Genomic DNA, 13843 nt, shown 5'->3' on the forward strand with positions numbered 1-13843 from the left:
TGAACCCTGCGCGAGGGGGCGCCACCCAACCTCACCTTTGACACCATGCCTCTTGCGCATGGCGTTCAGGCCTGGCCGGCATGAAGGCGGGCTAAGCGTTATCCCGGGCCCAGGGCGGGCATAACGGGGCTGTAATCTGCGCGACCTTTCGAAGATCACAGTCTCAGGAGACTCCGATGCCTGCCCTCACTCCCGCCGAACAGGCCCTGCGCGACGCTGCGCTCGAATATCACCGCTCGCCGGTGCGCGGCAAGATCGCCGTCACGCCGCTCAAGCCGCTGATGAACCAGCGCGACCTGTCGCTGGCCTATTCGCCGGGTGTCGCCTACGCCTGCCTGGCGATCCAGGACGATCCGTCGCTGGCGGCCGAATACACCTCGCGCGCCAACCTGGTCGGCGTGGTCACCAACGGCACCGCGGTGCTGGGCCTGGGCGACATCGGCCCGCTGGCGGGCAAGCCGGTGATGGAAGGCAAGGGCTGCCTGTTCAAGAAGTTCGCCGGCATCGACGTGTTCGACATCGAGCTGGCCGAGCGCGACCCCGACAAGCTGGTCGACATCATCGCCGCGCTGGAGCCGACGCTGGGCGGTGTCAACCTCGAGGACATCAAGGCGCCCGAGTGCTTCTACATCGAGAAGAAGCTGCGCGAGCGCATGAAGATCCCGGTCTTCCACGACGACCAGCACGGCACCGCGATCATCTCGGGCGCGGCGCTGCTCAACGGGCTGGAGCTGGTCGGCAAGCCGATCGGCGACGTCAAGCTGGTGGTGTCGGGCGCGGGTGCGGCGGCGATCGCCTGCCTCGACCTGATGGTCGGCCTGGGCGTTCGACTCGAGAACATCTACGTCTGCGACTCCAAGGGCGTGATCCGCGAGGGCCGCGCCGACGTGCAGGCCGGCAAGCTCGATGAATCGAAGCAGCGTTACTGCCAGCGCACCAACGCGGCCACGCTGGCCGACGTGATCCGCGGCGCCGACGTGTTCCTGGGCTGCTCGGCGCCGGGCGTGCTGACGCAGGACATGGTGGCCACGATGGGCGACAAGCCCATCATCCTGGCGCTGGCCAACCCCGAGCCGGAGATCCGCCCCGAGCTGGCGCGCGCCGCCAAGCCCGACTGCATCATGGCGACCGGCCGTTCTGACTACCCGAACCAGGTCAACAACGTCCTGTGTTTCCCGTACATCTTCCGGGGTGCACTCGACTGCGGCGCCACCACCATCAACGAGGCGATGAAGCTGGCCTGCGTGCGCGAGATCGCCGCGCTGGCCAAGGAAGAAACCAGCGACGAGGTGGCCGCCGCCTACGCCGGCCAGGAGCTGCAGTTCGGGCCCGAGTACATCATCCCCAAGCCCTTCGACGTGCGGCTGATCCTGCGCATCGCGCCGGCGGTGGCGAAGGCAGCGGCCGACTCGGGCGTGGCGGCGCGGCCGATCGCCGACCTGGAGGCCTACCGCGAGTCGCTGACCCGCTACGTCTACCAGACCGGCATGTTCATGCGCCCGGTGTTCGCCGCCGCCAAGCGCGCGCCGGCCCGGGTGGTCTACGCCGAAGGCGAGGACGAGCGCGTGCTGCGCGCGGTCCAGGTGGTGCTGGCCGAGGGCCTGGCCAAGCCGATCCTGGTCGGCCGGCCGAACGTGATCCAGATGCGCATCGAACGCGCCGGCCTGCGCCTGAAGGCCGGTGTCGATTTCGAGGTGGTCGATCCGGAAGACGATCCGCGTTTCCGCGCCTGCTGGGAGGAGTACCACCGCGTGATGGGCCGCGAGGGCGTGTCGGTCGAGGCCGCCAAGGCGGCGGTGCGGCGCTCGACCACGCTGATCTCGGCGCTGCTGCTCAAGCGCGGCGACGCCGACGCGATGCTGTGCGGCCTGCACGGCCGCTACGACAGCCACTTCGAGCACGTCAAGGCGGTGATCGGTGCGCGCCCCTGCACCCGCGTGATGGGCACGATGAACGCGCTGATGCTCGAGGAGCACAACCTCTTCATCACCGACACCTTCATCAACGAGGAGCCGAGTGCCGAGGAACTGGCCGAGATCGCCCGGATGGCGGCCGAGGAAGTGCGCCGCTTCGGCGTGCCGCCGAAGGTGGCGTTCCTGTCGCACTCGGTGTTCGGCTCGTCGAACCGGGCGTCGGCCAGGCGCATGCGCCTGGCGCGCGACCTGTTCGTGGCGCGCTGCCCCGAGATCGAATGCGACGGCGAGATGCACGGCGATGCCGCGCTGTCCGAGAAGATCCGCCGCCAGGTGCTGCCCGAGACCACGCTCACCGGCTCGGCCAACGTGCTGGTGCTGCCCAACATCGACGCGGCCAACATCCTGTTCAACGTGCTGAAGGTGACCTCCGGCCACGGCGTGACGATCGGCCCGATCCTGCTCGGCGCGGCCGCGCCGGTGCACGTGCTGACGCCGTCGGCGACGATGCGGCGGGTGGTCAACATGACCGCGCTGGCGGTGGCCGACGCCGCTGCGCTGCGTCGTTCGTAACCGCGCTGTTCCTGACTGGGCCCGATAATCCGGCGCCGCTGCCCTGTGACCTCTACCTGACGAGGCGCTGACGGCGGTGCCGACCCACCCTGGAGACTGCCTGATGCCCCGCCATACCAAGATCGTTGCCACCCTCGGCCCTGCTTCGTCCGACCCGGCGGTGCTGGAACGCATGATCCGCGCCGGGGTCGACGTGGTGCGATTGAACTTCAGCCATGGCAAGGCCCAGGACCACATCGACCGCGCCAACCTCGTGCGCGACGTGGCGCGGCGGGTCGGCAAGCCGGTGGCGATCATGGCCGACCTGCAGGGCCCGAAGATCCGCGTCGGCAAGTTCGCCGAAGGCAAGGTCATGCTGGAGAACGGCATGCCCTTCGTGCTGGACGCCGCACGCACCGAGCTCGGTGACCTCGGCGGCGTGGGCCTCGACTACAAGGAACTGCCGCGCGACGTGCGCCCCGGCGACACGCTGCTGCTCAACGACGGCCTGATCGTGCTGACGGTCGACGCGGTGCGTGGCGAGGAAGTGCGCACCACGGTCAAGGTGGGCGGCGAGCTGTCCAACAACAAGGGCATCAACAAGCAGGGCGGCGGCCTGACCGCGCCGGCCCTGACGGCCAAGGACATGGACGACATCAAGACCGCGATGTCGTTCCAGTGCGAGTACCTGGCCGTGTCGTTCCCGAAGAACGCCACCGACATGGAGATGGCGCGCCAGCTGGCCAACGTCGCCGGTGAACCGTGGCGCCACAAGCCCGGCATGATCGCCAAGATCGAGCGCAGCGAGGCGATCCCGCTGCTCGATTCGATCCTGCGCGCCAGCGACGGCATCATGGTCGCGCGTGGCGACCTGGCCGTCGAGGTGGGCAACGCCGCGGTGCCGGCGCTGCAGAAACGCATGATCCGCATGGCGCGTGCGCTCGACAAGATCACCATCACCGCCACGCAGATGATGGAGTCGATGATCCTGGCGCCGATCCCCACGCGCGCCGAGGTTTCCGACGTGGCCAACGCCGTGCTCGACGGCACCGACGCCGTGATGCTGTCGGCCGAGACCGCCGCCGGCAAGTACCCGGTCGAGACCATCGAGCAGATGGCCGCCATCGCGCTGGCTGCCGAGGCCGCCGAAGAGACCAAGCTCGACGCCGACTTCCGCAACAAGACCTTCGGCCGCATCGACCAGTCGATCGCGATGGGCGCGCTGTTCACGGCGCACCACCTGGGTTGCAAGGCGATCCTGGCGCTGACCGAGTCGGGTTCGACCGCGCTGTGGATGAGCCGCTACCAGATCGACGTGCCGATCTACGGCCTGACGACCACGCCGCTGTCGGAGCGTCGCATGGCGCTGTACCGCAACGTGCGGCCGATCCTGATGGCCAAGTTCGACGACCGCGACACCGCGCTGGCCGCGGCCGAGCGCCTGCTGGTCGAGCGCGGCGTGCTCATGCCGGGCGATACCTACGCCATCACCTGCGGCGAGCCGATGGGCTACCCGGGCGGCACCAACATGCTCAAGGTCTGCCGGGTCGCCTGAATCGGGGGTGTCGCGGCCGCAGGTTGTGCACGGGAGAGGGTTTCGCGTGCGAGGCGAGTCGGTCGACGCTCGTAGAATTCTCGGAGTTTCAGCGCGGTTTCATGACGGCGTGGCAGCGGGTGTCTCCCGACAGACCGGCTGACCGTCGCGCGGCATGATGGAGCCGGGCCGCGCTCGCCGGTTTTGTCCACACTCTGAGGTTTTGCCATGTCACTCGTCTCGATGCGCCAACTGCTCGACCATGCCGCCGAAAACGGCTACGGCATTCCGGCGTTCAACGTCAACAACCTGGAACAGGTGCAGGCCGTGATGGCCGCGGCCGCCGAAGTCGGCGCGCCGGTGATCCTGCAAGCCAGCGCAGGTGCCCGCAAGTACGCCGGCGAGGCCTTCATCAAGCACCTGATCCAGGCGGCTGTCGAGGCCTACCCGCACATCCCGCTGGTGATGCACCAGGACCACGGCCAGACCCCGGCGATCTGCCAGGGCGCGATCAACCTGGGCTTCGGCTCGGTGATGATGGACGGCTCGCTGCGCGAGGACGGCAAGACCCCGGCCGACTTCGCCTACAACGTCGACGTGACCCGCAAGGTGGTCGACATGGCGCACGCGGTGGGTGTCACGGTCGAAGGCGAACTCGGCTGCCTGGGTTCGCTCGAGACCGGTGAAGCCGGCGAGGAAGACGGCATCGGCGCGGTCGGCAAGCTCGACCACAGCCAGATGCTGACCGACCCCGAGGAGGCGGCCCAGTTCGTCAAGGCGACCCAGCTCGACGCGCTGGCGATCGCCATCGGCACCAGCCACGGCGCCTACAAGTTCACCCGCCCGCCCACCGGCGACGTGCTGGCGATCTCGCGCGTCAAGGAGATCCACGCCCGCATCCCCAACACCCACCTGGTGATGCACGGTTCGTCGAGCGTGCCGCAGGACCTGCTGGCCCTCATCAACCAGTACGGCGGCAAGATGAAGGAAACCTACGGCGTGCCGGTCTCCGAGATCCAGGAAGCGATCAAGTTCGGCGTGCGCAAGATCAACATCGACACCGACATCCGCCTGGCGATGACGGCTGCGGTGCGCAAGTTCATGGCCGAGAACCCCGAGAAGTTCGACGCCCGCGAGTGGCTCAAGCCGGCGCGCGAGGCGGCCACGAAGATCTGCAAGCAGCGCTACATCGAGTTCGGCTGCGAAGGCCAGGCCGGCAAGATCAAGGCGGTCGGCCTCGACGAGATCGCCCGCCGCTACGCCAGCGGCGCGCTGGCGCAGCAGGTGCTCTGATTCCTGCCTGACCGGCGGCGCGGCCAGCGCGCTGCGCACGCGATATCACGACGGCCCGCCTCTGGCGGGCCGTCTTGCTGTCCGCCCTACAATTCCGTCACATTTGGACGTCTGACCGTGACTGCTGCCCTGCTCGAATCCCAACTCCATTCCCTGCCGCTGCTGGCCCGCGGCAAGGTGCGCGACAACTACGCCGTCGGCACCGACCGCATCCTGATGGTCGCCAGCGACCGGCTGTCGGCCTTCGACGTCATCATGGGCGAGGGCATCCCCGGCAAGGGCGAACTGCTGACCCGCGTGGCGCTGTACTGGTTCGACCGGCTCGGCCACATCGTGCCGAACCACCTGACCGGCGCCGATCCGGTGTCGGTGGTGGCGCCCGACGAGGTCGACCAGGTGCGCGGCCGCTCGATGCTGGTCAAGCGGCTCAAGCCGTTGCCGGTCGAGGCGGTGGTGCGTGGCTACCTGGCCGGCAGCGGCTGGAAGGAATACCAGGAAACCCGCTCGGTCTGCGGTGTCGCGCTGCCGTCCGGGCTGACCAATGCGGCCCGCCTGCCGGCGCCGATCTTCACCCCGGCCACCAAGGCCGAGATGGGCGATCACGACATCAACATCAGCTTCGAGCGCATGAGCGAGATCATCGGCGCCGATCTGGCCGAGCGCGTGCGCGCGATCTCGATCCAGCTCTACAGCAGCGCTGCCGAGATCGCGCTGTCCAAGGGCATCATCATTGCCGACACCAAGTTCGAGTTCGGCCTCGATGAAGATGGCACCCTCACGCTGATGGACGAGGTGCTGACGCCCGACTCGTCGCGCTACTGGCCGATCGAGCACTACCAGAGCGCCTACGCGCAGGGTCGCAATCCGCCGAGCTTCGACAAGCAGTTCGTGCGCGACTGGCTCGAGTCGGTGCGCATCGACGGCCAGCCCTGGAACAAGCAGGCGCCGGCGCCGGCCCTGCCGGACGACGTCATCGTCCACACCGCGGCCACCTACCGCGAGGCACTCGAACGCCTGACCGCCTGAATCGCCGGGCCGGTCGCCGTTCACCATGTACCGACTGCTCACGTCGCTCGAGGAGGCGATCGCCCTCGGCCGCATCCCGGGCGAAGTGCCGTTCCTGCGCGCCGAGCGGGCGGTGGTCCATGCGCGGCTCGGTGAGCTGGAGCTGGCGCGGCGCGAGGTCGCGATCCTGCGGGGGCTGTCCGAAACGCAGACCAGTCCGGCCCTCAACGCATGGCTCTGGCTGGCCGAGGGATTGGCCGACTACTACGAGAACCTGAGCCTGCGTGCGCGCGATCGCGTGCACCGTGCGATGGCGCTGGCGGCCTCGCTGAAGTCGGCGCGTGTGCATGCGCTGGCGGCGGCCTGGCTGGCGCACATGAGCTTCCGGGTGCACGACTACACCGCCACCGTGCAGCACCTGGGCACCGCGTTGCGCATGGCCGCGGCCGAGCACCATGCGGCCCGCTCGCGCGCCTGCATCGTCGTGGCCGGCGTCTACCACTACGCCGGGCGCGAGGACCTTGCGCAGCCCTGGTACCTGCAGGCGCGAACCCACGCCGCCACCGAGGGCGACGGCGCTGCGCTCAGTTCGATCATGTACAACATGGCGGCGCTGCGGGTGATGGGGGTGCGCCTGGCCGAGCGCTTCGGCGCGGCCGACGAGCTCAAGGCCAAACGCGCGAGACTCGGCACCGAATCGTCGCTGTTCCTCGACCAGAGCGTGCGGACCAAGGCGCTCAGCAACCACCCGCCGATCCAGCGCGCGTTGATCCTGACGGCACACGGCGAGTTTGCCGAGGCGCTCGGCCTCTACGAACACCACCTGACCGAAGCGCTTGCCGAAGGCCTGACCGGCTCCGAATGCCTGTTCCAGGCCGATCGGGCCTGGTGCCTGCTCGAACTCGGCCGCAGCGACGAGGCCCTGAGCGCCGCACGGCTGGCCGATTCAGCCTTCCTCTACGCCACCGAGCCCGAAGAAGAGGCCATCGCGCACGCGCTGCTGTCGATGGTCTTCGAGCGCCTGGGTCTGCCCGACGTGGCGCTCGTCCATGCCGATGCGGCGCAGCGCATGCACGGGGTCTACCAGGCGCACTGTCGCACCCTGTTGCAGGCGATGGACGCGGCGCAGCTCGAAACCCTGCGCCTCGGCCCGATCGCGGCCTGAGCCGGACCGGGCGATCCGCTCAGCTCAGAACAGCACCATGCTGAGCTTGCGGCGGTACTGATCCAGCAGCGGATCGGCCGGCGCGACGGCGGTCTTGCCGGTGAGTTCCAGCGCGCCCTTGGCTTCTGCCGCCGCGGGCTTGGGTGCGGGCTTGGTCATCAGTTCGAGGATCGCCACGTAGGTCTTGCGCGCCAGGCCTTCCGACCAGGCCTTGTCGCGCATCAGGATCTCGAGCAGCTCGTCCATCGCGGCGGTCAGGTCCTGCTGCGCGAACAGCACCTGGGCGCGCTCGAAGCGGGCCGCGAAATCGCGCTTGTTGGCGGCGATGGCGGCGTCCAGCTCGGCCGCCGGGCGGGCCTGCTGCGCCGCTTCGCCGGCATCGAGCCAGGCGCCGAGCGCGGCCAGCCGGGTGTCGTGGAGCGCCTTGCTCGCCACCGGCTGATAGGCCCGGCGCGCCTCGGCCAGCCGGTTCATCTGCAGCAGCAGCTTGATGTAGTCGTAGCGCGCGGCGTCGTTGGCCGGGTCGATCGCGACCGCCTCCTGCAGCTTGGCCAGCGCGGCGTCGGGGTTGTCCTCGGCCAGTTCGGCGGCCTCTTCGAGGTCGGCCTCGGCTTCGAGCGATTCGAGGCTGGGCACGTGCTTGTCGAGGAACTCGCGGATCTTGTCCTCGGGGATCGCGCCGACGAAGCCGTCGACCGGCTGGCCCTGCGAGAACATCACGCAGAACGGGATCGAGCGCACGCCGAACATCTGGCTGAGCTGGCTCGAGATCTCGGGCACCTCGTCGCTGTTGAGCTTGGCGAGCACGAAGCGGCCTTCGTAGGCGGCCTCGAGCTTTTCGAGCACCGGGCCGAGCTGCTTGCACGGGCCGCACCAGGGCGCCCAGATGTCGAGCAGCACGGGCTGCTGCTGCGATCCATGGATCAGTTCGGATTCGAAGTTCTGGAGGGTGATATCGATCATTGAGGTACCGCCTAAAATCGCGCTTTTGCCTTTTGCCCGGAGTCTGCAGTGAACAGCGCCTCGCCCGTGGTCGGCATCGTCATGGGTTCCAACAGCGATTGGGACACCATGCAGCATGCCGCGCAGATTCTCGCCGACTTCGGCGTGCCCTTCGAGGCGCGTGTCGTCTCGGCTCACCGCATGCCCGACGACATGTTCGCCTACGCCGAAAGCGCGCGTGGGCGCGGCCTGCAAGCCATCATCGCCGGTGCCGGCGGTGCCGCGCACCTGCCCGGCATGCTGGCCGCCAAGACCACCGTGCCGGTGCTCGGCGTGCCGGTGGCGAGCAAGCACCTGCAGGGGGTCGACTCGCTGCATTCGATCGTGCAGATGCCCAAGGGCATCCCGGTCGCGACGTTTGCGATCGGCGTCGCCGGCGCCGCCAACGCGGCCTTGTTCGCGGTGGCGCAGCTGGCCAACCACGACGCCGCGCTGCTCGAAAAGCTCGAAGCCTTCCGGGTGCGCCAGACCGAGGTCGCCCGCGCCATGAAGCTGGGGGACTGATGACGTCGACCTCCCACGTCATCCCGACCCTGCTGCCCGGCCAGGCCTCGCCGGCTGCGCCGCAGCGCCTGGCCACGCTCGGCGTGATGGGCGGCGGCCAGCTCGGGCGCATGTTCGTGCACGCCGCGCAGCAGCTCGGTTTCCGCACCGCGGTGCTCGAACCTGACGCCACCAGCCCGGCCGGCCTGGTCGCCCACGCGCATGTGGTGAGCGACTACCTCGACGCCGCCGGGCTCGATCGCCTGGCCGACGAGGCCGACGCCATCACCACCGAGTTCGAGAACGTGCCCGCCCAGGCGCTGCGCCAGCTCGCCTTGCGCCGGCCGGTGGCGCCCGCGGGTGACGTGGTCGCGGTCTGCCAGGACCGCGCCGCCGAGAAGGCGCATTTCGCCGCCAGCGGCGTGCCCTGCGCGCGCAACCACCTGATCGAGACCGAAGCCGACCTGGCTGCGGTCGACGCCGCGCTGCTGCCCGGCATCCTCAAGACCGCGCGCCTCGGTTACGACGGCAAGGGCCAGCGCCGCGTGTCTGACCGCGCCGAGCTGGCCGCCGCGTGGCGCGAGCTGCAAGGCGTGCCGTGCCTGCTCGAACAGATGTTGCCGCTGGCGCAGGAGCTGAGCGTGATCGTCGCCCGCTCGGCCACCGGCGAGCTGGTGCACCTGCCGGTGCAGCAGAACCTGCACCGCGACGGCATCCTCGCCGTCACCGTCGTGCCCGCGCCCGACATCGATGCCGCGACGCAGGCCGAAGCGGTGGCCGCGGCCGGCCGCATCGCGCACGAACTGGCCTACGTGGGCGTGCTCTGCATCGAGTTCTTCGTGCTCGCCGACGGCCGGCTGGTGGCCAACGAGATGGCGCCGCGGCCGCACAACTCCGGCCATCACAGCGTCGACAGCTGCGATATCTCGCAGTTCGAGCTGCAGGTGCGCACGCTCGCCGGCCTGCCGCTGGCCGAGCCGCGCCTGCATTCGAGCGCGGTGATGCTCAATCTGCTGGGCGACCTCTGGTTCGACGCCGCCGCGGGTGCCGATGCCGCCGAGCGCACGCCCGACTGGCGGCCGATCCTGGCGCTGCCCGGCGCGCACCTGCACCTGTACGGCAAGCAGTCGGCGCGGCGGGGCCGCAAGATGGGCCACCTGACCTTCACCGCGGCCTCCCCGCAGGCCGCGCGTGATGTTGCCCTGCAGGCCGCGGCGCTGCTCGGCATCGAGCCGTTCTGAGTCGGGTCGATCCGATGCCGCAACGCCTGCAGACCCGCACCGAAGCCGAAACCGCCGCCGCGGTGGCCTTGGCCGCGCAGCGCCTGGCCGCGGGCGAACTGGTCGCCTTTCCGACCGAAACCGTCTACGGCCTGGGCGCACGTGCCGACGACGCCGACGCGGTGGTCAAGATCTTCGCCGCCAAGGGCCGGCCGAGCGATCACCCGCTGATCGTGCACGTCGCCGACGCGGCGTCGGCGCTGGCCTTCGCGGCCGAGCTGCCGCCGGTGGCGCGCCGCCTGATGGACGCCTTCTGGCCCGGCCCGCTGAGCCTGGTCGTGCCGCGCCGTGCCGATGTGGCGGCGGCGGCGGCCGGCGGGCAATCGAGCGTCGGCCTGCGCTGCCCGGCGCATCCGGTCGCGCAGGCCTTGCTGCGCGCCGCCGCTGCGGCCGGCGTGCCGGGCGTGGCGGCACCGAGCGCCAACCGCTTCGGCCGCGTCAGCCCGACCCGCGCCGCCCACGTGATCGACGAGTTCGCCGACCTGGCCGACCTGCCGGTGCTCGACGGCGGCGACTGCGAGCTGGGCATCGAGTCGGCCATCGTCGACTGCACGCGCGGCTACCCGGTGCTGCTGCGCCCCGGTTGCCTGGGCGCCGCGCAGATCGAGGCCGCGGCCGGCGAGCCGCTGCGCTCGCGCGACGAGCAGGCGCCACGCGCATCGGGCACGCTCGAAGCCCATTACGCGCCGCGCGCCAAGGTGCGCCTGATGGATCGCCAGCAGATCCAGACCGCCCTGCAGGTGCTGCACGGCAGTTTGCCGGCCGGTAAAGCTGCCAGGGCCGCCGCGCCGGGGCTGACACTGGCGGTATATTCGCGCGGCCCGCGACCGGCCTCCCAGCCGGGCGTGCTCTGGCGCACGATGCCCGCTGATGCGGGGGCCGCGGCGCACGAGTTGTTTGGTGTGCTGCGCGAGCTCGATGACGCGCTCGTGCAGCTGATCTGGGTCGAGCAGCCGCCGTCCGAGCCCGCCTGGGACGGCGTGCGCGATCGGCTCCAGCGCGCCTCGGCGGCCTGAGCCAGGCCCCCGATCCGCCGTCGCCGTTACCCGTTCTTGTGGAGACTTGATGAGTCCGTTGCCCCTGTTCGCGCGCGCCCTGCGCTGCGCTGCCGCCGTTTTTGCGTTCACGGTCCTGCTGTCGGGCTGCGACAGTTCCAGCCGGATCGAGGACTACGTGCCCACGCGGGTGATCTCGTTCGGCGACGAGCTGAGCCTGATCAAGGGCGACGGCAGCAAGTACACGATCAACGGCTTCACCAGCGGCACGACCACGCGCGATTGCACCGTCAATCCGGTCTGGAACCAGTCGCTGGCCAGCAACTTCGGTCTGGCCTTCCCGGCCTGCAAGCCGGCCACCCTTGCGATAGCCAACGGGTCGATGAATGCGGTCCAGGGCGTCAGCGTCGCCGGGGTCGAGACGCAGGTGAATGCGGTCGCGAGCAGCGAATTCGTGCCGTCGACGCTGGTCACGATCCAGGGCGGCATGTGGGACGTCATCAGCGCCTACAACACCTACAAGACCAACGCGAACCGCGATGCGGCCTTCGTGCTGGTGCGCGCCGCAGGGGCCCAGCTGGCCGGCCTGGTCAACCGGATCGCCAACAACGGTGCGGGCGCCCGCGTGCTCTACGCCACCGTGCCGGACCTGGGTTATTCACCGTTGGCCATCACGGAGCAGGCTGCAGCGGGCACCTGCGTGGTCGACTGCCGGCAGTTCCTGATCGACCTGTCGGCGGCCTTCAACGAGTCCTTGCGCGTCAACGTGCTCAACGACGGCCGCTACGCCGGCCTGGTGGCGTTCGACGACATGCTGCGTTCGATGGCCAATCCGACCATCCGCACGACGGTCTACGGCTTGATCAACACCGATGCCGCCACCTCGGTGGCCGCCTGCACCAACCCCGACACCAGCCTCTGCGACACGACGACGCTGGTCCCCGAACTGGCCGGTTCCGCCACCGGCTACCTGTGGGCCAGCGACCGCCTGCCGGGGCCGAACTGGCATTCACGGGTGGCGGGCGTGGCCATCACCCGCGCGCGCAACAACCCGTTCTGACGCATCGACCGGCGCGTCCGTCCGGACGCGCCCGCTCATCGCGGCGCGGTGGGTTCCTCGACACTCCAGCGCAGCACCGCATCCAGCACCTGGCGCGCGCCGTCTCGGCTGGCCTGCGGGTGATTGAGCATCGCGACCACCACCTGGCGCTGACCGTCCGCGCCGTGCACCACGCCCGCGATCGCGGCCACGTTGGCCAGCGAGCCGGTCTTCAGGTGCGCCCGGCCGGCCACTGAAAACGCCCGGCGCGCCGTGCCTTCGCCCGCCAGCGGCAACGAGCCGAGCAGGTCGGGCATCCACGGCTGGCGCCACGACCACTGCAGCCAGCGGCCCAGGCAGCGCGGCGTGATGCGTTCGTCGCGCGACAGGCCCGAGCCGTTGTCGAGCCGCAGCTCGGCGCTGTCGCAGCCGACCGCGCCGAGCAGGTTGGCCACGGGCTGGCGTGCTGCCTCGAACGTGGCCGGCAGCTGCGGGCTCAGCGCCAGCAGCATCTGCTGGGCGATCTGGTTGTTGCTGTGCAGGTTCATGTCGCGCATGACCTCGGCCAGCGGCGGCGACAGGAATGCGGCGGTCTCGGGCAGGCCGGCCGGCACCAGGCCCTCGCGCACGCGGCCCTGCAGGCGCCCGCCGAGGGCGCGCCATTGCGCCTCGATCACGCGGGCGGCGTAGCTGGCGGGCTCGTTGTAGGCGATTGGCCAGTTGCGTTCGCCACAGGCCAGCGGGTAGCTGCCGGTCAGGCGCCAGCGCTGCGGCGAACTGAAATCCGCCTGCAGGCCGGCACGCCAGTCGTTGCAGGGCCCGTCGCTCAGTCGCACGCTGTCGGGCGGTGTCCAGCCGGCGAGCGCCGGCTCGGCGCTGACGCTGGCGACACCGCGGGCCGGATCGGGACGAAAGCCCAGCGTGATGCTCTTGTAGTTGACCAGCAGCGCGTCGGGTCGCACGTTGTACGGCTTGAGCGGCTCGCCGTCGAAGGCGGCCGGGTCGATCTCGGGCAGCGCGTATGCGCTGCGGTCGAGCACGATGTCGCCGCGGATCTCGTCGATGCCGAGCTGCTGCACCTGGCGCAGCAGCAGCCACAGCCGCTCGGGCACCAGTTTCGGGTCGCCGCCGCCCTTGATGTGGAGCGAGCCGGCCAGCACGCCCTGCCGAGGCGTGCCGTCGAGGTGGAGGGTGGTGTGCCATTGAAAGCTGCGGCCGAGCTGCTGCAGCGCCGCCGCCGAGGTCACCAGCTTCATCAGCGAGGCCGGATGCGCCAGCTGCCCGGCCTGGTGGCTCAGGCGCGCCTCGCCGCCGCCGGCCGGGGCGATCCACAGGTAGAGGCTGTCGGCGGGCAGCTGGGCCTGCGCCAGCGCGGTGCGGATCGTCGTGGGCAGCGGCGTGCCCGGCTGGCCCGCCGGCGGCACCTGCGCGCCTGCGGAGGGTGCGCCGGTGCCGCCGGCCAGCAGCATCAGGCCGCACATGGCCCGCAGCGACGGCCCCGGCGGCAGACCGAGCAACGGTGGACGAGACGGGAACCGGTTCGGCAAGGCAGGCATCGGGCGCAAGGTGGAGGGCAGGGCGC

Annotated in this window: 11 protein-coding genes; 9 read left to right on the plus strand and 2 right to left on the minus strand. The window is 70.1% G+C overall.

Annotated elements, in window-relative coordinates; genetic code table 11:
• Positions 1–176 precede the first annotated feature (176 nt).
• The 5 genes from LCHO_RS01810 (at position 177) to LCHO_RS01830 (ending at position 7462) form a co-directional block, all read left to right on the plus strand.
• A complete protein-coding gene (locus LCHO_RS01810; protein ID WP_012345396.1) occupies positions 177–2486 on the plus strand; it encodes an NADP-dependent malic enzyme in 2310 nt (769 codons plus the stop codon).
• 103 nt (positions 2487–2589) lie between these two features.
• Positions 2590–4020, plus strand: a complete 1431-nt coding sequence (gene pyk / locus LCHO_RS01815) for a pyruvate kinase (RefSeq protein WP_012345397.1) — start codon at positions 2590–2592, stop codon at positions 4018–4020.
• Between the two features lie 207 nt (positions 4021–4227).
• Positions 4228–5292, plus strand: coding sequence for a class II fructose-bisphosphate aldolase (fba, locus tag LCHO_RS01820; protein WP_012345398.1), 1065 nt, complete (start codon positions 4228–4230; stop codon positions 5290–5292).
• A gap of 117 nt (positions 5293–5409) precedes the next feature.
• Positions 5410–6318 (plus strand): phosphoribosylaminoimidazolesuccinocarboxamide synthase, encoded by a 909-nt coding sequence (locus tag LCHO_RS01825; RefSeq protein ID WP_012345399.1) that lies wholly within the window; start codon positions 5410–5412, stop codon positions 6316–6318.
• Positions 6319–6343: 25 nt separating this feature from the next.
• Positions 6344–7462 (plus strand): hypothetical protein, encoded by a 1119-nt coding sequence (locus LCHO_RS01830; protein ID WP_012345400.1) that lies wholly within the window; start codon positions 6344–6346, stop codon positions 7460–7462.
• 24 nt (positions 7463–7486) lie between these two features.
• On the opposite strand, the gene LCHO_RS01835 is transcribed toward LCHO_RS01830, so the two are convergent.
• The gene (locus tag LCHO_RS01835) at positions 7487–8425 is read right to left on the minus strand and encodes a tetratricopeptide repeat protein (RefSeq protein ID WP_012345401.1); all 939 of its coding nucleotides are present in this window, start codon (positions 8423–8425) and stop codon (positions 7487–7489) included.
• 81 nt (positions 8426–8506) lie between these two features.
• On the opposite strand from LCHO_RS01835, the gene purE reads away from it, so the two are divergent.
• The 4 genes from purE to LCHO_RS01855 are packed head-to-tail and all read left to right on the plus strand — an operon-like array spanning position 8507 to position 12282.
• Complete coding sequence (gene purE / locus LCHO_RS01840; RefSeq protein ID WP_050757446.1) at positions 8507–8968, plus strand: 5-(carboxyamino)imidazole ribonucleotide mutase; 462 nt, start codon at positions 8507–8509, stop codon at positions 8966–8968.
• Entirely contained in the window at positions 8968–10188 is a 1221-nt protein-coding gene (locus LCHO_RS01845; protein WP_012345403.1) for a 5-(carboxyamino)imidazole ribonucleotide synthase, read from the plus strand. Before purE ends, LCHO_RS01845 begins: the two co-directional genes overlap by 1 nt.
• A gap of 14 nt (positions 10189–10202) precedes the next feature.
• Positions 10203–11243 (plus strand): L-threonylcarbamoyladenylate synthase, encoded by a 1041-nt coding sequence (locus LCHO_RS01850; RefSeq protein WP_012345404.1) that lies wholly within the window; start codon positions 10203–10205, stop codon positions 11241–11243.
• 49 nt (positions 11244–11292) lie between these two features.
• Positions 11293–12282, plus strand: coding sequence for an SGNH/GDSL hydrolase family protein (locus tag LCHO_RS01855; protein WP_012345405.1), 990 nt, complete (start codon positions 11293–11295; stop codon positions 12280–12282).
• A gap of 35 nt (positions 12283–12317) precedes the next feature.
• On the opposite strand, the gene dacB is transcribed toward LCHO_RS01855, so the two are convergent.
• Entirely contained in the window at positions 12318–13817 is a 1500-nt protein-coding gene (dacB, locus tag LCHO_RS01860; RefSeq protein ID WP_083772655.1) for a D-alanyl-D-alanine carboxypeptidase/D-alanyl-D-alanine endopeptidase, read from the minus strand.
• Between the last annotated feature and the right edge of the window lie 26 nt (positions 13818–13843).

It is taken from the genome of Leptothrix cholodnii SP-6 (assembly GCF_000019785.1).
GTDB classification, from domain to species: domain Bacteria; phylum Pseudomonadota; class Gammaproteobacteria; order Burkholderiales; family Burkholderiaceae_C; genus Sphaerotilus; species Sphaerotilus cholodnii.

Excerpts from the sequence above, each read along its gene's own strand:
- LCHO_RS01810 (WP_012345396.1), top strand. The coding sequence starts at position 177 with ATGCCTGCCCTCACTCCCGCCGAACAGGCCCTGCGCGACGCTGCGCTC.
- pyk (WP_012345397.1), top strand. The coding sequence starts at position 2,590 with ATGCCCCGCCATACCAAGATCGTTGCCACCCTCGGCCCTGCTTCGTCC.
- fba (WP_012345398.1), top strand. The coding sequence starts at position 4,228 with ATGTCACTCGTCTCGATGCGCCAACTGCTCGACCATGCCGCCGAAAAC.
- LCHO_RS01830 (WP_012345400.1), top strand. The coding sequence starts at position 6,344 with ATGTACCGACTGCTCACGTCGCTCGAGGAGGCGATCGCCCTCGGCCGC.
- LCHO_RS01835 (WP_012345401.1), bottom strand. The coding sequence starts at position 8,425 with ATGATCGATATCACCCTCCAGAACTTCGAATCCGAACTGATCCATGGA.
- purE (WP_050757446.1), top strand. The coding sequence starts at position 8,507 with ATGGGTTCCAACAGCGATTGGGACACCATGCAGCATGCCGCGCAGATT.
- LCHO_RS01845 (WP_012345403.1), top strand. The coding sequence starts at position 8,968 with ATGACGTCGACCTCCCACGTCATCCCGACCCTGCTGCCCGGCCAGGCC.
- LCHO_RS01850 (WP_012345404.1), top strand. The coding sequence starts at position 10,203 with ATGCCGCAACGCCTGCAGACCCGCACCGAAGCCGAAACCGCCGCCGCG.
- LCHO_RS01855 (WP_012345405.1), top strand. The coding sequence starts at position 11,293 with ATGAGTCCGTTGCCCCTGTTCGCGCGCGCCCTGCGCTGCGCTGCCGCC.
- dacB (WP_083772655.1), bottom strand. The coding sequence starts at position 13,817 with ATGCCTGCCTTGCCGAACCGGTTCCCGTCTCGTCCACCGTTGCTCGGT.